Origin of the sequence: Leucobacter sp. Psy1 (assembly GCF_020096995.1) — a bacterium.
Lineage (GTDB): Bacteria > Actinomycetota > Actinomycetes > Actinomycetales > Microbacteriaceae > Leucobacter.
In genome coordinates this window covers 1,999,776-2,020,684 of the sequence record NZ_CP083692.1, presented here as the reverse complement: position 1 = coordinate 2,020,684, position 20,909 = coordinate 1,999,776, and the positions used below count along the sequence as shown (strand labels likewise).

The window sequence follows — 20,909 nt, the reverse complement described above, 5'->3', positions numbered from 1 at the left end:
GCGTGGCGGTACGTGAGATTCGGTTGTTCGGCGATCCGGTCTTGCGTACCGTCTGCACCCCGGTCGACCGCATCGACGACGGAGTGCGCGCCATGGTCGCGGACCTGTGCGACACCGTCGACTTCGACGGTCGGGCGGGGCTCGCCTCGACCCAGATCGGGTACACGCAGCGTGCCTTCAGTCTCAACATCGACGGGGAGGTCAGCTACGTGATCAACCCGGAGATCATCGAGCTTTCGGGAGAGCCCGTGCCCACCGGGGAGGGGTGCCTTTCGGTGCCAGACCTCTGGTTCCCGGTGCTGCGGTACCCGCGCGCCTCTGTTCGCGGTATCGATCTCGACGGCGAAGAGATCGAGATCGCCGGAGAGGGACTCATGGCGCAGGCGCTGCAGCACGAGTGCGATCATCTTGACGGCAAGCTCTACCTCAGTCGTCTTGATCGTGAGACGCGCGGCGAGGCGATGCGCCAGGTGCGCAGCGCGGCCTGGTTCTAAGGCCGCGCTGCGCCACGGCTACTTCAAGGAGACGGCCTCGGTCTTCGGGTTGTCCCCGTAGAGCTTGTGGATCTCGCCGGCGTAATCGCGCAGGATGTTGTCGCGCTTGATGCTCAGCTTCGGTGTCAGATGGCCGCTCTCCTGAGTGAACTCCGTGGGCAGGACCACGAACTTTCGCACCGACTCCGCCCGTGAGACGAACGTGTTGCCGTGATCGACCGCACGCTGCACCTCGGCCTGGACCTTGGGGTGCGCAGCGGCTTCCTCGAGCGTCATGTCTGGATCCTCGCCCTGATTTTCGAGCCAGGCCGGCAGCATTTCGCGATCGAGCGTGACGAGGGCCGCGATGAACGGCTTCTGTTCGCCGACGACGACGACCTGGCCGATGATAGAGTTCGAGCGGATCGGATCCTCGAGGATAGCGGGCGCCACATTCTTCCCGCCCGCCGTGACGATGATCTCCTTCTTGCGTCCCGTGATCGTGAGGTAACCATCGGCGTCGAGCGTGCCGACATCGCCGGTCTTGAAGAACCCGTCCTCGGTGAAGGCGGCCTGGGTGGCCTCGGGATTCTGCCAGTACTCGCGGAAGACATCGATTCCGGCGACCTCGATCTCGCCATCCTCGGCGATCCGCACGCGGTGACCGGGGAGGGGCGGGCCGACGGTGCCGATCTTGAAGCGATCGGGCAGGTTCACCGTGACCGGAGCGGTGGTTTCGGTGAGACCGTAGCCCTCGAGGATCTTGATTCCGAGACTCCGGTAGAAGTGACCGAGGTAGCGGCCGAGCGGGGCTGAACCCGAAACGGCGTAGGCGACCTGGCCGCCGAGGCGCGCACGGAGCTTCGAGAACACGAGCTTGTCGAAGAGACGGAACTTGAGGTCGAGCATGAGCGGAACGCGACCAGCGTCCTGGGCCTCGGAGTAATCGACGGCGACCTGCGCGGCCTTGCGGAAGATCTTGCCCTTCCCGTCGCCCTCGGCCTTCTGCTCGGCCGAGTTGTAGACCTTCTCGAACACGCGGGGAACGGCCAAGAGGAACGTGGGGCGGAACGACCCGAGAGCGGGGAGCAGCTGGCTGGTGTCGGCCTGGTGCCCGACCCGGACGCCGCCGTAGACGGCCAGCACCGAGATGAAGCGGGCGAACACGTGCGCGAGCGTGATGAAGAGGAGGGTCGACGACCCGGGTCGCACGACCTCGCCGAGAGCGGAGGCCGAGTTTCGGGCGAGCCCGACGAAGTTGGCGTGCGTGAGTACGCAGCCCTTGGGGCGCCCGGTCGAGCCGGAGGTGTAGATGAGGGTGGCGATGTCGTCGCCGTTCGCGATCGAGCGGCGACGCTCGATCTCCTCGTCTGGCACCTCGGTGCCATCCGCGATGAGGCGGTCGACCGCGCCGCGATCGAGGTTCCACTTGAGCGTGACCCTCGGCAGGTCGGCCTCGACCTCGTCGAACCGCGCCGCGTGATCCGGCGTCTCCGTGATCATGCCGCGCGCGCCTGAATCCTCGAGGATCCAGTGCACCTGAGAGGGTGACGACGTCTCGTACACCGGGACCATGACGGCGCCGGCGTAGAAGAGAGCGAAGTCGATGAGGGACCACTCGTACTTGGTCTTGCACATGAACCCGATACGATCACCCGGTTCGACACCCCCGGCTACGAGACCCTTCGCGACGGCGACGACCTGCTCCTTGAACGCCGCGGCGGAGATGTCGCGCCAGCCGTCGCCCTCGGGGACGGCGAAGAGCGCACCCGTCGGAGTCGCAGCCACCCGTTCTTCGAGGAGGTCGGTGACGTTGTCGTCGGCGGACTCCGGGACGATGATGGGGGTTTCGGCCAGATTCACGATAGCTCCTTTGGTACCCGTTGGCAGGCAGTGCGACCGGGAAGATAGGCCCCCGGTACCCTCGTTCACTCAACCCTATATGCACCTCTCATCGCATGCTCGCCAGCGCACCGGAGCTCGGGTAAGCTGGCACAGGTCGAAGGGCGGTTCTCGTTGTTGTACTGGTTTTTCAAGCATCTCGTCTTCGGTCCCTTCCTGAAGACGATCTATCGACCGTGGGTCGAGGGGGCCGAGAATATGCCGACCTCAGGGCCGGTCATCATCGTCGGCAACCACCTCTCGGTGATCGACTCCTTCTTCATGCCGCTGATGGTTGATCGTCGCGTGTACTTCCTCGCGAAGAGCGAGTACTTCAGCGGGAAAGGCCTGAAGGGCTGGATCGTCAAGAACTTCATGTTGTCCGTCGGTCAGCTCCCCATCGACCGCTCGGGCGGCAAGGCCTCGGAGGCGTCGCTCAATACCGGCCTTGCGGTGCTCGACCGCGGTGATGTGCTCGGCATCTATCCCGAGGGCACGCGGAGCCCTGACGCGAGGCTGTATCGCGGTCGCACGGGCGTCGCCCGTCTCGTGATCGAATCGGGCGCCGCCGTCGTGCCCGTCGTCATGATCGACACCGAAAAAGCCATGCCGATCGGGGCGAAGATCCCGAAGATCCGTCGCATCGGCACCGTGATCGGCAAGCCGCTCGACTTCTCCCGCTTCGCGGGCATGAGCGCTGATCGCTTCGTCCTCCGCAGCGTCACCGACGAGATCATGCTCGAGATCCAGCGGCTCAGCGATCAGGAGTACGTCGACGTCTACGCTTCCAGCGTCCGCGCTGCCCAGGCCTGACGCGCCGATCGGCGGTCGCGCCTGGGAACATCGGTGTGAGCTCGCAGGCGGAGAAGTGAAGTACGCTAGGACGGTTGCGGCGTTTCGGTCGCGACGTATGGAAACGAATCACTCAAGGAGTCACCAGTGGGCCAGACGGATCGACGCGCAGCAGAGGACGTTCTGAAGAGCCTCGACGCGTATCAGTCGCTCGAGGCGAAACAGCAGCCCACATGGTCGGATCCCGGGGCCGTTTCTGCCGCCAGGGCGGACCTCGCCTCGCAGCCCCCACTCGTGTTCGCCGGTGAAGTGGATCAGCTGCGGGAACGGCTCGCAGCGGCGTCGCGGGGAGAGGGATTCCTCCTCCAGGGCGGCGACTGCGCCGAGACCTTCGCGGCAGCGACCGCAGACAAGATCCGCGACCGGGTCAAGACTCTGCTGCAGATGGCAGTCGTACTCACGTACGGCGCGTCGATGCCGGTGATCAAGGTCGGCCGGATGGCCGGCCAGTTCGCGAAGCCGCGCTCGAGCAATACGGAGACGCGCGAGGGTGTCACCCTTCCCGCCTACCGCGGCGACATCGTCAACGGATACGACTTCACGCCGCAGTCGCGCGAAGCCGACCCCTCGCGCCTGGTGCGCGGCTACCACGTCTCGGCGTCGACGCTGAACCTGATCCGCGCGTTCACGCAGGGCGGGTTCGCCGATCTCCGTCAGGTGCACGAGTGGAACAAGGGATTCGTCTCGAACCCGGCGAACCAGCGCTACGAGTCGCTCGCGGGTGAGATCGACCGCGCCCTCCGCTTCATGGATGCGTGCGGCGTCGACCACACGGCGCTCAAGCAGACCGAGTTCTACGTCAGCCACGAGGCGCTGCTGCTCGACTACGAGCGGCCCCTCGTCAGGATCGACTCCCGGACGGGCGAGGCCTACGACACCTCGGGCCACTTCCTGTGGATCGGCGAGCGCACCCGCGACATCGACGGCGCCCACGTGGAGTTCCTCTCGCACGTGCGCAACCCGATCGGGGTCAAGCTCGGCCCGACCACCACTGCCGACGATGCGATGCGTCTCATCGACAAGCTGGATCCCGAGCGCGAGCCGGGCCGGCTGACCTTCATCACCCGCATGGGGGCGGGCAAGATCCGCGACGCGCTCCCGCCGATCCTCGAGGGCGTTCGCGCCGAGGGGGCGCAGCCCCTGTGGGTCACCGATCCGATGCACGGCAACGGCATCACCACGGCGACCGGGTACAAGACGCGCCGGTTCGATGACGTGATGGACGAGCTGCTCGGGTTCTTCGAGGCGCACCGCGCCGTCGGCACGATTCCCGGTGGCATCCACGTCGAGCTGACCGGTGACGATGTCACCGAGTGCCTCGGCGGATCCGAGAACATCGACGAGGCGACCCTCGAGACGCGGTACGAGTCGCTCTGCGATCCGCGCCTCAATCACATGCAGTCGCTCGAGCTCGCGTTCCGCGTGGCTGAAGAGCTGAAGCGCTTCACAGCGTAACCGCTGCGGGCTCCGCAGGCCGGGTAATCGTCGGCTCAGCCGATGACGATCTCGACCTCGGAGCCCTTCGGTAGTTCGGTGCCCGAGTCGGGATCGATGCGATCGAAGCTGAGTCGCCCGAGGAGGCGTTCCGGGATTGCCCCGAGACCCTTGACCTTCGGCTCGAAGCCGGCATCGCGCAGGATCTTCATGGCGTCTTCGACGTTGTCCGCGTCCGAGACGTCCGGTACGGGGAAGCGTTCTGGACCGAGTGAGATCTCGAGACCTACGGGGTCTCCGGTGCGCACGGTCTCCGACTGGGGGAGCAATCGGATCACCGCGCCTTCGTCGACCTCGTCCGAGTAGGCCTCGCTGCGCGGACCGTCTGCGGTGAGCCCGGCGTCGGCGAGGGCGGCGGTCGCGTCGTCGACGCTCATGCCGCCGACGTTCGGGAGCGGGCCGGCCGAGACGACGAGGTCCACGAGGCCCTGCTCGGCGTAGCTGTCACCGAGTCCCTCGCCGTTCTCGTCGAGCGCCGCGAGCACGATGCCGGGTTCCGCATCGTCGAACCGCTCCTCGCTCACCTCGCCGAACGTGAAGCCGGCGTCGGCGATGGTCCGCTCGGCATCGGCCTCGGGCAGTCCGACGAGCGTCGGCACGGGAAGCATCTCCGGCCCCGTCGACCGGCAGACCCGCACCGTCGACTCGCGATCGACGCGAGCGCCCGGCTCGGGCTCACTCGATACGGCGAGCCCAGCGGCGACATCGACGCTGGAGCAGTCGAAGAAATCGGGGGAGAGGTGCAGGTCGGTGAACGTCTGCTCGACCTCCGCGATCTCCTGGCCGGCGATGTCTGGCACCGTCACACGTGCGCCGGGACCCTGGCCGAACCACCACGCGGTCGTGCCGATCGCGGCGGTGGCGACGAGTACGAGCAGTGCCGCGAGGCGCCCGCGTCGCAGTCGGCGATCCGCGGCGACGCCCGCCGCGTCGATCGGCGAGGGCGGATCCGATGGGTCGGCGGCAGAGGTGGCGTCGAGCCCCGCGGGCTCCGAGTGGGCGGCAGCACCGCCCAGCACGGTAGTTGCCGCGGTCACTCCCGGCTCGTCCAAGTCGTTCACCGGAAGTACGCGGGTCGAGCCGAGCGGAGTTCCGTCCGCCTCCCGGATTCGGTGCAGCTGGTCGAGGACCACCCCAGCGTCACGCGGCCGCGTGTCGGGATCGCGCTGCGTCGTCCACCTCACGAGTTCGTCGAGCTCCGGGGTGGCCTCGCTCGACTGCGATGACGGGGCAGGCACGTCGGAGTGCGCGTGCTGGTAAGCGATCTGCATCGGCTGCTCGCCGCGGAACGGCTGCGCACCCGTGAGCATCTCGAAGAGCATGATGCCGAAGGCGTACACATCGCTCCGCGCATCCGCGATGCCTCGGGTGACGAGCTCGGGGGACAGGTAGGCGATCGTGCCGAGCAGCGCCTGCCCCGTCGTCGTGTTCGCTCCGGCAGCCCTGGCCAGCCCGAAGTCGCCGATCTTGATGCGGCCGTCATCGGCCAGCAGCACGTTCTCGGGTTTGAGATCGCGATGCACGATCCCGGCGCGGTGCGCGGCGGCGAGACCGGAGAGCGTCGCCTCGGCGATCTCGAGCGACTGGTCGCCCGTAAGCCGCTGCTGCTGCTTCAGGAGATCGCGCAACGTGATGCCGGGCAGATACTCCATGACGAGGTACGGTCTGCCGGCGTCATGGCCCTGGTCGAAGACGTTGACCACGTTCGGGTGGGCGAGTCGCGCCGCGCTCCGCGCCTCCTGCTCGAAGCGGCGCGTGAAGTTCTCGTCATCCGTGAGGTGGTCGTGCATCATCTTCACCGCGACCCGGCGTTCGAGTCGGAGGTCACTCGCCAGGTACACGACCGCCATCCCGCCGCGGGCGATACGGGAGCGCAGCACGTATCGCCCGTCGAGGGTCTGCCCGATCAGCGGATCGGCGGGGGCTGAAGTCACGTGGAGAGTCTACGGAAGGCCGGCTGCGAGTACATGAGCGCACGCCGAGGCACGCCAAAGAACCGCGGTGGGTGCGGGCGCGTCGGGAGCGTCCATCTTGCGGAGCGGCCGAGGCGCTGGCACAGTGGGAGGGTGGTAGATGCATCCCCGCTCAGCGGTGAGTTCCTGACGGTCCCCGATCTCGTCGAGCTGTTCGACATCTCGCCTGGCAAAGTCCACCGGCTGATCGAGGAGCGGCACCTGGCTGCGGTCCGGATCGACGGCGTGCTGCGGGTGCCCGCAGAGTTCGTCCGCGACGCCGAGCCGCTGCCAGCGCTGCGCGGCACGCTGATCGTGCTCGCCGACGCCGGGTTCTCGGAGGAGGAACAGGTCGAGTGGCTGCTCTCGGAGAACGAGGAGCTGCGGGCGCGGCCGATCGACGTCCTGCTCTCCGGTAGCAAGAGCGCGGTGCGCCGCGCGGCTCAGTCGCTCTTCTGAGCTGGGCGATCGTGCCGGGCTGAGTGCGCTAGGACGTCCGTCGCGTCGCTCGGCCGGCCAGTGCGACGAGATCGGCGACCGCGTCCTTCGCGAGCGGAGCGTGCGTGATGCCCTCCGTCGCTGCCTCCACGTTGCGGCCGATCATCCCCTCCACCTGGTCGACCGCGCCGCTGTCGCGAATCGTCTGCTGCAGGAGCGTGATGCTCTCGGGCTCGAGGTTCGCCCGGCCATGGAGACCGTCGAAGATCGCGCGCTGACCTCCGGGGAGCTCCTCGCGCGCCAGCGCGACGAGCACCGTCCGCTTCCCCTCGGTCAGGTCGTCTCCCGTCGGCTTGCCCGTCACCGCCTCGTCTCCGAAGACGCCGAGCAGGTCGTCGCGCAGTTGGAAGGCGACCCCCACTGGGAGCCCGAACTCGGCGAGCGCCGACTCCTGCTCGGGTGAGGCGCCGGCGAGAGCGGCGCCGATGAGGAGCGGGGCTTCGACGCTGTACTTCGCCGACTTGTAGACCAGCAGGCGGGTCGAGCGTTCGAGTTGTTCCTCGTGCGGTGCGAACTGCGGACGCTGCTCCTCCAGCACATCCAGGTACTGGCCGACAGCGACCTCAGTGCGCATGCGGTTGAAGTGCGCCCGAGTGGCGATTGCCGCCCCGCGATCCTCCAGCGAGTCGCAGGACGACTGCAGGAGTTCGTCGGCCCAGGACTGCAGCAGGTCGCCGAGCAGGATCGCGCCCGCCATCCCGAAGTGTTCTGCCGCTCCCCGCCAGCCGGCCTGTTCGTGGGCGGTCGTGAACACGCGATGCGTCGCCGGTCCGCCGCGTCGCGTCTCGGACCGGTCGACGATGTCGTCGTGGATGAGCGCCGCGGCGTGGAAGAACTCGAGCGCGACGGCGACGTCGAGGAGGCGCGAGGCCGGGTTCTGCTCATCGATCGGAACGCGCACGCTGAACTCCAGCGGGCGCACGGAACGGTAGCCGAGCACGGCGAACTGTGCGCGCAGGCGCTTGCCTCCCGTCAGGAAGCGCGACGCCTCGTCGATGAGGGGGAGCGCGTCCGGGCCGAGCGGCTCGACGGCGGATCGGTGCTCCGCCAATCGCTCGGCGATTCGCCCCTGAATAAGCCCTGCGAGTCCCGTTGTTTCCTGCACGTAACTAGCTTAGCGGCGCGGTGTCGCCGTAGAATGTAATCATTCACGAGTCGGTTCCATCGAGGAGGTCGCCATGGCACTGTCTGAAAACGAGCAGCGTCTTCTCGAAGAGATGGAGCGCAGCTTCTACCAGAGCGAATCCGATGTCGTGCAGACTTCCACCGGGACGCGGGGAGCCATCAGCTACCGGTTCCTCGTCATCGGCATCGTCGTAGTGCTGGCCGGTCTGGGCGTCCTCGTCGCCGCTGTGGCGACTCAGCTGCCGTGGCTCGGGGTCATCGGATTCGCGGTCATGCTCGGAGGCGTCGTGCTCATGTTCCGCCGCGACAAGTCCGGCCCGACGCCGGACGACGTGAAGCGTGCCAGGCCCTCCACATCCGGGGGTTCGCCTGCCGCGCGGGAGAGCATGAACGATCGCATGCAGCGCCGCTGGGATCAGCGCATGGGTGGCGAACGCTGAACCTCCGCCTTTCCTGAGGGTCGTGACTTCGGTCACGGCCCTTTTTCGTGCGTGCAGTTCTGCTTTTCGCGCGCGGTGCCGCTCCACTCTGCCCCACTCCACTCCGCTCCACCGGCGCCTCGCCCGCGCCCCCGCCTGCGCCCCGCCTGCGCCCCGCGGGCATCTTCGCGCCGAGGCTGCAGTTCGGCAGCATTCAGGGGACTTCAAGCGTGAGTTTCCGCACTCTCGGCGCGCGGGCGGGAGGGTGAGCGGGCGGGCGCGATCGGGCGCGGGGGCGCGGGCGGGGCGGAGCACCTCCACTTCTCTCCACCACCGCTGTCGCGCGGCATTCCGCGGGATTCCGAGGGGTGTGTGGCCCTCGGGGGAGACCAGTGGAGGAATTTCTCCTTCTGGATGGGTGATGTGGAGGAAAGTGGAGTAAAGTGGCGTCATTGGTCCGACGCGTGGGGGAGGTGATCCGTGTTTCTCGGCACCTTCACGCCCAAGCTCGACGACAAGGGTCGGTTGATCCTGCCCGCGAAGTTCCGCGACGAGCTCTCCGAGGGACTGGTGATCACTCGTGGGCAGGAGCGCTGCCTCTACGTCTTCAGCGAGCGTGAGTTCGCCGACATGCACGATCGCATCAGACAGGCGCCGATCACCTCGAAGCAGGGCCGCGATTACCTGCGTGTGTTCCTGTCGGGGGCGCACGCCGAGACTCCGGACAAGCAGAGCCGGGTCACCATCCCATCCGCGCTGCGGGAGTACGCGGGTCTCGGACGCGAACTCGCCGTCATCGGCGCAGGCACGCGTGCGGAGATCTGGGACGCCGAAGCGTGGCAGGAATACCTCACGGAGCAGGAGCAGGCGTTTTCGGCAGTCGAAGAGGAGGTGATTCCGGGCATGTTCTAGCCCGGCATCCGATGACTGAAGACACCAGAGACCCCAGCAGCATGCACACGCCTGTGCTCCTCGAGCGCTGCGTCGAGCTGCTCGCGCCCGCACTGGACCGACCCGATGCGGTCGTGGTTGACGCCACGCTCGGCATGGGAGGCCACTCCGAGCGACTGCTTGAGACGTTCCCCGATGTCACCCTGATCGGACTCGATCGCGACCCCGAGGCGCTCAAGCTCGCGGGGCGCCGACTGAGCCGGTTTGGCGAGCGTGCAGTACTCGTGCACGCCGTGTACGACGAGATTGCCGAGGTCGTCGAGGACCGCGGCTTCCCCGGGGTCGACGGCGTGCTGTTCGATCTCGGTGTTTCTTCGCTGCAGCTCGACGAGGCCGAGCGCGGCTTCGCCTACGCTCAGGACGCGCCGCTCGATATGCGGATGGACCAGAGTGCCGGAGAGACGGCTGCGTCGGTCATCGCCACGGCACCCGAGGGCCGCCTCCGCGCGATCTTCGAGCGGTTCGGCGAAGAGCCGCTGGCCGGCCGCTATGCGCGTGCGATTATCGCCGCGCGTGAGCAGGAGCCGATCGAGCGGAGCGGACAACTGGTCGAGGTGCTGCAGCAGGCGACCCCTGCGGCGGTCCGAGACCAGCGCCACCCGGCGAAGCGCGTGTTCCAGGCGTTGCGGGTCGAGGTGAACGCCGAGCTCACGGTGCTCGAGCGCGCCATTCCCGCTGCCCTCGGCGCGATCCGCACGGGCGGTCGTCTGGTGGCGATGTCGTATCAGTCGCTGGAGGACCGCATCGTGAAGCGCGCGCTCGCCGCACGGAGCCGGTCGACGGCGCCGGCGGGGCTCCCCGTTGAGCTTCCCGAGCACCGGCCCGAGTTCCGTCTGCTGACACGGGGCGCCGAGCAGGCCTCCGAGACGGAGCGCGAGACCAACCCGCGGGCGATTCCGGTTCGCCTCAGGGCCGCAGAACGTATCAGGGAGACATCGTGACGAGCACTGTTCCCTGGAACCGCGACGCGATGCGCGACGCGGCGACGGCTCCGGGCACTGAGGCCCCGCGGGAACGCCACCTCAGGATTGCGGGGACGCCGGCGCGGCGCCAGCGACGCGCGGCGCTGAGCCCCCTCATCGGTGCGCTCACTGCGGTCGGCGTGGTGCTCGCGATCCTCGGCGTACAGCTGGGGCTGAGCATCATGGTGTCTCAGGGGGCGTACGAGACCCGTGCCCTCGAGATCGAGCAGCGAGATCTCATGCGCGTCGAGCGCGTGCTGCAGCAGAATGTCGAGAAGCTCTCGTCTCCGCAGAATCTCGCGGAGAACGCTGCCGCCCTCGGTATGGTCCAGAACTCGCACCCAGCCTCCCTGCGACTGAGCGACGGGGCGGTGCTCGGCGACCTCGACTCTCCGACCACGGAGGCGGCGGACAACCTGATCCCGAACGCAACCCTGGAGAACATGCCGGTCGTCGACGCCGACGGGCTGCTCGTCGACCGGGGTTCAGGACAGGCCGGTGCTGCTGCCGCTGCATCTCAGGACCCGCCGGTACCTTGGGAGGGGAAACTGCCGGCACCGTCCACCCGCTGAGCGAGCACACGAACGAACGAGGAGCGCACCGAGTGATGAGGAACGACTGATGCGATCGCTGCGGATTCCCCGCGGTCGGCGCCTGCTCGCGCTGGTGGCGATTTTCGCGGTCGCGATCATCTTCGTCATCCGGCTCGCCGACGTGCAGCTCGTCTCGGCAGCGGCGCTCAACGCCGATGCACGCGACAAACGGGCCGTGCCGGTGACGATCCCGAGCGTGCGCGGCGACATCCTCGATCGTAACGACAGTGTGCTGGCGAGCACTGATGAGCTCTACGATGTGCAGCTCTCCCCGAAGAACACCCGCATCAACGGTGGCAAGTTCTACCGGCAAGAGGTCGACGGCGGCATCGGCACCGTCGAGGTGACGAACGCCGAGGCCTACGCGGAGATCGGTGAGATCACCGGGCAGTCCGCAGACGAGATCGCGAAGATCGTGGACGATGCGCTGGAGAACGATCCGAAATCCGACTTCGCCTACGTGACTCGCTCGGTGGACCTCACTCAGCTGAACCGTCTCAAGGAGCTCATGATCCCCTGGCTCACCTTCGAGAGCCACCACGAGCGCAGCTTCCCGAACGGCGCCGTCGCCGGCAACCTCATCGGGTTCTCGGGGTACGGCGAGGAGCCGCAGTCCGGAGTGGAGCTCTCCCAGGACGCCTGCCTGACCGGCAAGGACGGCCAGGAGGAGTACGAGCGCAGCGAGGACGGCGTTCCGCTGCCGGGCAGCGTTGTGGTGACCGAGCAGGCCGAGGACGGCGGGGACGTCAAGCTCAGCATTGACCGCGACCTCAACTGGCAGGCGCAGCAGATCATCAACGAGCAGGTCGAGGAGGTCTCCGCCGAGTGGGGCTACCTCGTCATCATGGACGTGCGGACGGGCGAACTCGTCGCCGTGGCGGAGGACGGATCGGTGGATCCGAACGATGTCTCGGCTTCGGATCCCGCGAAGCGCGAGTCGCGCTCCTTCGTCTCGCCCTACGAGCCGGGTTCGACGTTCAAGGCGGTGACCGCGGCCGCGCTCATCGACCAGGGCCTCGCCGACCCGTCGACGCAGCAGCTCACGCCCGGCCAGTGGGAGCCGGAGCCCGGCGTCCGCTTCGGCGATGCCACCGCCCACGGCGAGGAGCGATGGACCCTGAACGGAATCATGGTGAACTCGTCGAACGTCGGCATCTCGATGCTCGGCGACCGTCTGGACTCGGCGACGCTCTACGACTACATCACGAAGTTCGGCGTCGGCGAGTCGACGCACGCCGGCATGCCGCTCGAGGATTCCGGCATGCTCTTCCCGGCCGACCAGTGGGACCGCCAGACGTCGTACAACATCCGTTTCGGTCAGGGCGTCTCCACCACCATCGTGCAGACGGCCGGTATCTACCAGGCGATCGCGAACGGGGGAGAGCGGATTCCGCCGACCCTCGTCGAGAGTTGCACGAAGCCGGATGGAACGGTCACGAAACCGGACCACGGGGATCCCGTTCAGGCGATCTCGGGTGAGACCGCGGGTACGATGATGCACGTGCTCGAGTCAGTGGCGAACGAGTCCTGGGTGAAGGACCACGTCTCGATCCCGGGGTACCGCATCGCCGGAAAGACGGGAACCGCCGAGCAGTCGGACGGTCAGGGCGGATACCGGTCAGACTACGTGAGCAGTTTCGCCGGGATCTTCCCCGCGGACGACCCGCAGTACGTCGCCGTCGCTTCGGTCGCCTTCCCCGCGAATCCCGAGAACGGCGGCCTCGCGGCGACGGCTGCGTTCCGGGAGGCGGCGGAGGCGACGATCCGCACGTTCCACATCCCGCCGTCCAGCGGGAAGTACGATCCGCTCCCGGTGAACTACTAACCGAGCACCCGACCTGATCAAGCCCTGGAGGACCACGACGTGAGCATCGACCCAGCCCCCGGCATTCGCCCGGCGCGGCCCCGTGCCACCCCGCTCGCGCGGGTGGCGGATCGATTCGACCTGACGAGCGCCGACGCGCTCGCGGGGCTCGAGGTGACCGGTGTGGCCATGAGCACGCGCGACGTGGTGGCCGGAGACCTGTACGTCGGGGTGCCAGGTGCGCGGCGGCACGGGGCGGAGTTCGCCGGACGCGCGCGGGAGAGCGGTGCTGTCGCCATGCTCACGGACGCGGCAGGCGCGGAGATCGCCTCCGACGTCGACTTCCCCGTGCTGGTCACGCGCGATCCGGTGAGGGATATCCTCGGGGACGTCGCCGCGTTCGTGTTCGGAACCGACGAGTTCTCGGCGCTCACTTTCGGCGTCACGGGCACGAATGGTAAGACGAGCGTCGTGTATCTGCTCGATATCCTGCTCCGTGCAGCTGAGCTGAAGACGGGACTGAGCTCGACGGCCGAGCGACGGGTCGGGGAGTCGGTCGTGACCAGCACGCTCACCAGCCCGGAGAGCCCCGAGCTGCACGGACTGCTCGCCCGCATGTCGGAGGAGGGCGTCGAGGCGGTGTCGCTCGAGGTCTCGGCCCACGCGACGGCGCGGCGCCGCATCGACGGTGTCACGTTCGATGTCGTGGCGTTCAACAATTTCTCGCAGGACCATCTCGACGACTTCGGAGACCTCGAGACGTACTTCGCCGCCAAGCAGCAGCTCTTCACCCCCGAACATGCCCGACGCGGCGTCGTCGTCGTCGACTCGCCGTACGGGGTACGCATGGCGCGGGAGTCGCGGATCCCCGTCGTGACTCTCGCCACCGAGTACGGGCATGAAGCCGACTGGCACATGGCCATCACCCGACAGGATCTCGAGGGAGTCTCCTTCGTGCTGCAGGGGCCGGGGAGCGTGCGGTTCACCGGTCGTGTACCCGTGTTCGGACGGTTCATGGCCGAGAACGCGGCGCTCGCACTCATCATGCTCCACGAGGCGGGGATCTCGGTCGAGCGGGTCGCAGCGGGGCTCGACCGCGGCCTGATCCCCGTGTACATTCCCGGACGCCTCGAGCGCGTGAGCGCCGAGGGAACCGGCCCGCACTTCTACGTCGACTACGGTCACACCCCTGGCAGCTTCACGGCCATGCTCGACGCGCTCGACGAGGTGGCGACCGGGCGGATCATCTTCATGTTCGGGGCCGACGGCGACCGCGACACGACAAAACGGGAAGAGATGGGACGCATCGCGGCCGCGGGCGCCGACATCCTCATCATCTGCGACTACCACCCGCGCACCGAGGATCCCGCGGAAATCCGCGCGCAGCTGATCGCGGGGGCGCAGCTCGGCGGACGAGCCGAGATCATGGAGGTGCCGGATCCGCGCGCCGCGATTCGCACCGCCGTTTCGCTCGCCGGTCCCGAAGACGTTATTCTGTACGCTGGTCCAGGGCATGAGGACTACCAGGAAGTCGACGGGCAGCAGCTTCCCTACTCTGCTCGCGAAGAAGTACGCGGAGCCCTCCGCGAGGCAGGACTCCTTTCGTGATCACACTCACACTCGCTGACATCGCCGCCGCGCTGGGCGGCCGGATCGTTCCAGGTGCCGATGGCTCCGGGCCGGAATCCACGGTGTCCGGCATCTCCCAGACGGACTCCCGGATCGTCCAATCCGGAGAAATCTTCTTCGCCAGACGGGGTGACGAGACCGATGGGCACCGCTTCATCGGTCAGGCGATCGACCGCGGAGCGGCACTCGTTGTCGCCGAGCGCGAGGTCGACGACCGTGTCGCGCAGATCATCGTCGATGACGCGACGACCGCCCTCGGCGCGCTCGCGACCGAGGTCGTACGGCGTGTGAATGCGCTCGGCCGGCTGCGGATCGTCGGCATCACCGGCTCCAACGGCAAGACCACGACCAAGAACCTCGTGCGCTCGATGGCGGAACGGCTCGGACCGACAGTGGCGTCGGAGAAGTCCTTCAACAACGAGGTCGGCGGGCCGCTCACGATGCTCCGGGTGACCGAGGAGACCGAGACCCTCGTCGCCGAGATGGGTGCGAGCGGTATGGGCGAGATCGCCCGCCTCACCGCGATGGCGCCGCCGCACATCGGCGTGGTCCTGTCGGTCGGTCTCGCCCACGCGGGCGAGTTCGGCGGGATCGAGCAGACGTTCCGCGCGAAGAGCGAGATGGTCACCGGGCTGCCCGAAACGGCGGTCGCGGTGTTGAACCGCGACGATCCGCGGGTGGCGCAGATGGCGCAGCTCACCCGGGCGCGCGTGCTCTGGTTCGGCCTGAGCGACGACGCCGACGTGCGCGCCGTCGACGTGACCTCGAGCGCCGAGGGAACCCGGTTCACGCTGCATGCCGCAGGTGAGTCGCACCCGGTCTTCTTCCGCGTGCTCGGCGAGCACCACGTCATGAACGCACTCGCCGCGACGGCCGTCGCGCTCGAGCTCGGTCTGGGACTCGCCGACGTGGTCGCCGCGCTCGAGGCGACGACCGTCGCCGCGCGCTGGCGCATGGAGGTCATGGGCGGCCGCGACGGCACCGTCATCATCAACGACGCCTACAACGCGAGCCCCGATTCCATGAGCGCCGCGCTGCGTACCCTCGCGCAGATCGCGCGGCCAGAGGGACGCACCGTCGCCGTATTGGGCGCCATGAGCGAGCTGGGCGAGTTCTCCGGCGAGGAGCACGATCGGATCGGCCTGCAGGCCGTGCGGCTCGGCATCTCGGAGGTCGTGGTGGTCGGCGCCGAAGCGCGACGTCTGCACATCAGCGCGATCAACGAGGGTTCCTGGGACGGTGAGAGCGTGTTCTTCGAGGAGCAGGATGCGGCCTACGACTACCTGATGGAGACCCTGCGGCCGCACGACACGGTGCTCGTCAAGTCGTCGAATGCGGCGGGCCTGCGCCTGCTCGGCGACCGACTGGGGGAGGCGTTCGCATGATCGCACTGCTCGTCGCGGGCGGCATCTCCATGCTGTACTCGCTGTTCCTGACTCCGCTGTTCATCCGCGGGTTCCGTCGACTGCGCTGGGGCCAGTTCATCCGCGAGGACGGTCCGCAGTCGCACCACTCGCGGCGCGGCACGCCGACGATGGGCGGGCTCATCTTCATCTCGGGCACTGTGGTCGCCTACTTCGGCGCGAAGCTGCTCATGCGCGAGACGCCGTCGATCTCCGCCATGCTGGTGCTGCTGCTCGCCGTCGGATGCGCGGCGATCGGTTTCATCGACGACTACCTCAAGGTGCGCAAGCAGCAGTCGCTCGGACTCGGCGGATGGTCGAAGATCATCGGCACGATCGTGGTCTCGATCGCCTTCGGTTTGCTCGCGCTGAACTTTCCGAACCGTCTCGGGCTGACTCCGGCCTCCACCGAGATCTCGCTCTTCCGCGACCTCGGGTTCGACTTCATGTCGCTCGGCGTGGTCGCCGGCATCGGACTGTTCCTCATCTGGATCATCGCGATCGTGACCTCGGCCACGAACGGCGTCAACTTGACCGACGGTCTGGACGGTCTCGCCGGCGGCGCATCGATCCTCGTCTTCAGCGCCTATCTCGTGATCGGATTCTGGCAGAACTCTCAGCGCTGCTTCGCGACGGTCGCGGAGCCCGGCTGCTACCTCGTGCGCGATCCGATGGATCTCGCCGTCGTCTCGGCGGCCTTCGTGGGGGGCCTCATCGGCTTCCTCTGGTGGAACACGAGTCCGGCGCACATCTACATGGGCGACACCGGTTCATTCGGCCTCGGTGGCGCGATCGCGGCACTCGCGATCCTGAGCCGCACCGAGCTCCTGCTCGTCCTGCTCGGCGGTCTGTTCATCATCGAGGTCGGCTCGGTCATTCTGCAGCGGGCCTATTTCAAGGTCACGAAGGGCAAACGTATCTTCCTCATGAGCCCCATCCACCACCACTTTGAGCTCAAGGGATGGGCGGAGGTCACGGTGGTCGTCAGATTCTGGATCATCGCAGGAGTGTGCGTCATGGCGGGCGTCGGCCTCTTCTACGCCGAGTGGGTGCTGGCGCAATGACGGTGGCAGCGCGCGAGCGGGTGCTCGCACTCAGCAGCTGGCACCACGACTGGTCCGGGCTGCGGGTCGCCGTGCTCGGTCTCGGCGTCACCGGGTTCTCCGTCGCCGACACGCTCGTCGAGCTCGGCGCGCGCGTGCGCGTCATCTCCGGGAAACCCGATCCCGATCGCGAACGGCTGCTCGACGTCATCGGCGCCGAGCGCATCACGCTCGAGGGCGACGCGGCGCAGCTCGAGGATCTGCGAGCGTTCGACCCCGAGCTCGTGGTGGTGTCGCCTGGATACCGGCCGGATCACCCGCTCACGACATGGGCCGCCGACCGGGGCACTGTCGTCTGGGGCGACATCGAACTGGGTTGGCGACTGCGCGACAAGACCGATCGCATCGCGGATTGGATCTGCATCACCGGGACCAACGGCAAGACCACGACGACGCAGCTCACCGCCCACATGCTCGTCGCCGGCGGGCTGCGGGCGACGCCGGCCGGCAACATCGGCACCCCCATCCTCGACGCCGTCCGCGACCCGGAGGGGTACGACGCCATCGTCGTGGAGCTCTCCAGCTTTCAGCTCGACCGTCTCGGCGAGATCTCGCCGTATGCGTCGGTCTGCCTGAACATCGCTGACGATCACCTCGACTGGCACGGCAGCGCTGAAGCGTATCGGGCAGCGAAGGCGAAGGTCTACGCGGGCACCCAGGTCGCCTGCGTGTACAACCGCGCGGATCGCGCCACAGAGCAGATGGTCGAGGAGGCCGACGTCGTCGAGGGGGCGCGCGCCATCAGCTTCGGCCTCGACGTGCCGCCGCCGAGCGGATTCGGCGTCGTCGAGGGCCTGCTCGTCGACCGTGGCTTCCACGCAGAGCGACGCGACAACGCGTACGAGCTCGTCTCGCTCGACGAGCTGCGCAACCGTGGCCTCGGGGCCCCGCACATCGTGCAGGACATCCTCGCGGCCGCCGCCCTCGCACGCGCTCGGGGTGTGGAGCCGTCCGAGATCGCTGCCGCGGTGCTCGCCTTCACCCCTGACCCGCACCGTTCCGAGCTCGTCGCGACGATCGAGGGCGTCACCTGGATCGACGATTCGAAGGCGACGAACGCGCACGCCGCGAACGCCTCGCTGCAGGCGCTCGACCGCGTGGTGTGGATGGTCGGCGGGCTGCTCAAGGGCGTCGACATCGACGACCTCGTCCGTACGCACGCGCGCAGGCTGCGCGGAGCGGTCGTGATCGGCGTCGAGCGGGCCGAGGTGCTCGCAGCGCTCGAGCGGCACGCGCCAGGAGTACCCGTGACGGAGGTCGCCCACGGCGACGCCGGAACGGTCATGGACGCTGCGGTGTCGGCCGCGCGCCGCATCGCCGGACCGGGGGACACCGTGCTCCTGTCGCCGGCCGCCGCTTCGATGGACCAGTTCTCGGACTATGCGGATCGGGGACGGCGCTTCCAGCACGCCGTCCGCGGTCTCGGCGGAGGTGAGGCGGATGACCAGTCCGCGGACGGCGACATCGGCTAGCGGCGCCGGCGGGCGCGCCCGCATTCGGCTCGCGGGCATGCGGCTCGCGGCCGATCCGACGGTCGCCCTCATCTACTCGATCACCTTCCTCCTGGTGGGCATCGGGCTCATCATGGTGCTCTCCTCGTCCTCGATCTCCTCGTACCTGGACGACCAGGGGTTCTTCGGCGGATTCTGGCGGCAGTTCACCTACGCGGTCATCGGCGTCCCGCTCATGTTCATCGCGGCGGCGATGCCGCTCTCGTTCTGGAAGCGCTGGGCCTGGTGGCTCTTCGCGCTGGGACTCGCGCTGCAGACCCTCGTATTCACCCCGCTCGGGGTGGAAGTGTGGGGGAACAGGAACTGGGTGCAGATCGGCGGTATCGGGGCGCAGCCTTCCGAGGTGCTGAAGCTCGCGCTCATCGTGTGGATCGGGACAGTGCTCGCACGGAAGGAACCGTTGCTCGGGCAGATGAGGCACGAACTGATCCCGGTCATCCTGCCCGGTTCGATCATCGCGCTCGGACTGGTCCTGCTCGGCCACGACCTCGGCACCACCATGATCATGGGCGTCACCGTCTTCGGGGCGATGTTCTTCGCCGGGACGAGCTGGAAGTCGCTCGGTGTGATCGCGGGCGGCGCCGTCGCGGCGACCCTGTTCTTCGTTCTCTCGAGTCCCAACCGTCTCGCCCGCATTCGGAGCGACGGCGGCGACTACAGCGGACTGGACTGGCAGCCGCTGCACGGCCTCTGGGCGCTCGCGGGCGGCGGCATGTTCGGGGTGGGGCTCGGCGGGTCGAAGGCCAAGTGGTCCTGGCTGCCCGCTGCGGAGGACGACTACATCTTCGCGATCATCGGCGAGGAACTCGGCATGATCGGTGCTCTGCTCATCATCGTGCTCTTCATTGCCCTCGCCATCGCGCTCATGCGGGTCATCGCCCGTGCGCGTGACCGGTTCGGCCGCGCAGTCGTCGGCGGCATCATGGTCTGGATCGTCGGTCAGGCGTTCGTGAACATCGGCGTCGTCATCGGTATCTTCCCGGTGCTCGGCGTTCCGCTCCCGCTCATCAGCTCGGGCGGAACCGCGCTGATCGCCTGTCTGCTCGCCATGGGAGTGGCGGTGTCCGTCGCGCGGGACACCGCGCAGTATCAGGCCGAACTGGCGGCGCAGTCGCCCCACGGAGGAGGATCCACCGCATGACCACCTATCTGCTCGCCGGAGGCGGTACTGCCGGGCACGTGAACCCGCTCCTCGCGCTCGCCGACCTGATCCGCGCCAGAGAGCCGGGGGCTGACATCGTCGTGCTCGGCACGAGAGAGGGACTCGAAGCGCGGCTCGTGCCCGAGCGTGGATACGAGCTCCAAACCATCGCGAGGCTCCCGTTCCCTCGGCGCCCCAACCTCGACGCGCTCCGCTTCCCGCTGCGGTTCCGCCGCGCGGTGGGGGAGGTGCGGACACTCATCCGCAAGCGCGGCGTCGACGTCGTGGTGGGGTTCGGTGGCTACGCCTCGGCTCCCGCGTACCGTGCGGGCCGTGCCGAGGGGGTGCCGGTCGTGATCCACGAGGCGAACGCCAAGCCGGGCCTCGCCAATCGCTGGGGCGCGCGGAGCACCCCGTACGTCGGCGTGACGTTCGCGGGGACGCCGATTCGCGGAGCGCGGGTGACGGGTATGCCGCTCAGGCCGGAGGTCGCGCAGCTCGATCGCGCGGCGCTCCAGCGCGAGGCGCGCGAGCACTTCGGCCTCGATCCCGATCGGACGACGCTCCTCGTGACCGGCGGATCGCTCGGCGCTCGCGCCCTGAACCAGGGGATTTCGCGGTCAGCGTCCGACATCGTCGCGGCTGGCGTGCAGGTGCTGCACGTCTGGGGCGGCCTCACCGAGGTCGAGGATCCCGGAGTCGACGGGTACTCGGTGATCACCTACTGCGACCGGATGGACCTCGCGTTCGCGGCGTGCGACCTCGTGGTGTCGCGCGCCGGGTCGACGACCGTGAGCGAGATCTCAGGACTCGGGATCCCCGCGGTGTTCGTGCCGTACGCGGTCGGGAACGGCGAGCAGCGGTTCAACGCCGCTGGAACCGTCTCGGCAGGCGGAGCGCTGCTCGTCGAGGACGGTGAACTCACGAGCGCGTGGGTGCGCGACACGCTGATCCCGCTCCTCGGCGACGATTCGCGCCTTGCCGACATGTCCGAGAGGTCCCGCTCCGCGGGACGGCTCGACGGGACCGAACAGCTGTTGGATCTGGTGGATGAGGCGATCCGCGCAGCCTGAGCGCGGTTCCCGGCGATGCCGCGGTACCCTGGAGAGTCGATTGCC

The 20,909-nt window shown here is 68.0% G+C and carries 18 protein-coding genes; 15 read left to right on the top strand and 3 right to left on the bottom strand.

The window, feature by feature from the left end; genetic code table 11:
* The first annotated feature begins 2 nt into the window (after positions 1-2).
* Positions 3-494, top strand: coding sequence for a peptide deformylase (gene def, locus K8P10_RS09470; protein WP_224778686.1), 492 nt, complete (start codon positions 3-5; stop codon positions 492-494).
* An 18-nt stretch (positions 495-512) separates the two neighbouring features.
* Here def and K8P10_RS09465 read toward each other — a convergent pair whose 3' ends face one another.
* On the bottom strand, positions 513-2,336 hold the full coding sequence (locus K8P10_RS09465; protein ID WP_224778685.1) for a long-chain fatty acid--CoA ligase: 1,824 nt from the start codon (positions 2,334-2,336) through the stop codon (positions 513-515).
* A 153-nt stretch (positions 2,337-2,489) separates the two neighbouring features.
* On the opposite strand from K8P10_RS09465, the gene K8P10_RS09460 reads away from it, so the two are divergent.
* Together K8P10_RS09460 and K8P10_RS09455 are read left to right on the top strand one after the other, a co-directional pair.
* Positions 2,490-3,167: a 1-acyl-sn-glycerol-3-phosphate acyltransferase gene (locus K8P10_RS09460; protein WP_224778684.1), complete on the top strand. Its 678-nt coding sequence runs from the start codon at positions 2,490-2,492 to the stop codon at positions 3,165-3,167.
* A gap of 162 nt (positions 3,168-3,329) precedes the next feature.
* Positions 3,330-4,661 carry a class II 3-deoxy-7-phosphoheptulonate synthase gene (locus tag K8P10_RS09455; RefSeq protein WP_370632007.1) on the top strand — a complete coding sequence of 444 codons (1,332 nt, stop codon included), beginning with the start codon at positions 3,330-3,332 and terminating at the stop codon, positions 4,659-4,661.
* Positions 4,662-4,696: 35 nt separating this feature from the next.
* On the opposite strand, the gene pknB is transcribed toward K8P10_RS09455, so the two are convergent.
* Entirely contained in the window at positions 4,697-6,634 is a 1,938-nt protein-coding gene (gene pknB / locus K8P10_RS09450) for a Stk1 family PASTA domain-containing Ser/Thr kinase (RefSeq protein ID WP_224778682.1), read from the bottom strand.
* 132 nt (positions 6,635-6,766) lie between these two features.
* Between pknB and K8P10_RS09445 the strand changes: the two genes are divergently transcribed.
* Complete coding sequence (locus K8P10_RS09445) at positions 6,767-7,111, top strand: Rv2175c family DNA-binding protein (RefSeq protein WP_224778681.1); 345 nt, start codon at positions 6,767-6,769, stop codon at positions 7,109-7,111.
* Between the two features lie 28 nt (positions 7,112-7,139).
* Here the strand turns inward: K8P10_RS09445 and K8P10_RS09440 are convergent, their stop codons facing one another.
* Positions 7,140-8,255 carry a polyprenyl synthetase family protein gene (locus K8P10_RS09440; protein ID WP_224778680.1) on the bottom strand — a complete coding sequence of 372 codons (1,116 nt, stop codon included), beginning with the start codon at positions 8,253-8,255 and terminating at the stop codon, positions 7,140-7,142.
* A 73-nt stretch (positions 8,256-8,328) separates the two neighbouring features.
* Between K8P10_RS09440 and K8P10_RS09435 the strand changes: the two genes are divergently transcribed.
* The 11 genes from K8P10_RS09435 to K8P10_RS09385 all read left to right on the top strand — a co-directional run bounded on the left by K8P10_RS09435 (position 8,329) and on the right by K8P10_RS09385 (position 20,864).
* Positions 8,329-8,715, top strand: a complete 387-nt coding sequence (locus K8P10_RS09435) for a DUF3040 domain-containing protein (RefSeq protein WP_224778679.1) — start codon at positions 8,329-8,331, stop codon at positions 8,713-8,715.
* 459 nt (positions 8,716-9,174) lie between these two features.
* Entirely contained in the window at positions 9,175-9,606 is a 432-nt protein-coding gene (mraZ, locus tag K8P10_RS09430) for a division/cell wall cluster transcriptional repressor MraZ (RefSeq protein WP_224778678.1), read from the top strand.
* An 11-nt stretch (positions 9,607-9,617) separates the two neighbouring features.
* Entirely contained in the window at positions 9,618-10,586 is a 969-nt protein-coding gene (gene rsmH, locus K8P10_RS09425; RefSeq protein ID WP_224778677.1) for a 16S rRNA (cytosine(1402)-N(4))-methyltransferase RsmH, read from the top strand.
* Entirely contained in the window at positions 10,583-11,179 is a 597-nt protein-coding gene (locus K8P10_RS09420) for a hypothetical protein (protein WP_224778676.1), read from the top strand. The genes rsmH and K8P10_RS09420 overlap by 4 nt, the downstream gene beginning before the upstream one ends.
* A 49-nt stretch (positions 11,180-11,228) precedes the next feature.
* Positions 11,229-13,025, top strand: a complete 1,797-nt coding sequence (locus tag K8P10_RS09415) for a penicillin-binding protein 2 (protein WP_224778675.1) — start codon at positions 11,229-11,231, stop codon at positions 13,023-13,025.
* A gap of 39 nt (positions 13,026-13,064) precedes the next feature.
* Positions 13,065-14,612, top strand: coding sequence for a Mur ligase family protein (locus K8P10_RS09410; RefSeq protein WP_224778674.1), 1,548 nt, complete (start codon positions 13,065-13,067; stop codon positions 14,610-14,612).
* Positions 14,609-16,018, top strand: coding sequence for a UDP-N-acetylmuramoyl-tripeptide--D-alanyl-D-alanine ligase (gene murF, locus K8P10_RS09405; RefSeq protein ID WP_224778673.1), 1,410 nt, complete (start codon positions 14,609-14,611; stop codon positions 16,016-16,018). Before K8P10_RS09410 ends, murF begins: the two co-directional genes overlap by 4 nt.
* Positions 16,015-17,100 (top strand): phospho-N-acetylmuramoyl-pentapeptide-transferase, encoded by a 1,086-nt coding sequence (gene mraY, locus K8P10_RS09400; RefSeq protein ID WP_224778672.1) that lies wholly within the window; start codon positions 16,015-16,017, stop codon positions 17,098-17,100. Before murF ends, mraY begins: the two co-directional genes overlap by 4 nt.
* A complete protein-coding gene (gene murD / locus K8P10_RS09395; protein ID WP_224778671.1) occupies positions 17,097-18,611 on the top strand; it encodes a UDP-N-acetylmuramoyl-L-alanine--D-glutamate ligase in 1,515 nt (504 codons plus the stop codon). The genes mraY and murD overlap by 4 nt, the downstream gene beginning before the upstream one ends.
* On the top strand, positions 18,580-19,791 hold the full coding sequence (locus tag K8P10_RS09390) for an FtsW/RodA/SpoVE family cell cycle protein (RefSeq protein ID WP_224778670.1): 1,212 nt from the start codon (positions 18,580-18,582) through the stop codon (positions 19,789-19,791). Before murD ends, K8P10_RS09390 begins: the two co-directional genes overlap by 32 nt.
* Positions 19,788-20,864 carry a glycosyltransferase gene (locus K8P10_RS09385; protein WP_224778669.1) on the top strand — a complete coding sequence of 359 codons (1,077 nt, stop codon included), beginning with the start codon at positions 19,788-19,790 and terminating at the stop codon, positions 20,862-20,864. Before K8P10_RS09390 ends, K8P10_RS09385 begins: the two co-directional genes overlap by 4 nt.
* Positions 20,865-20,909 lie beyond the last annotated feature (45 nt).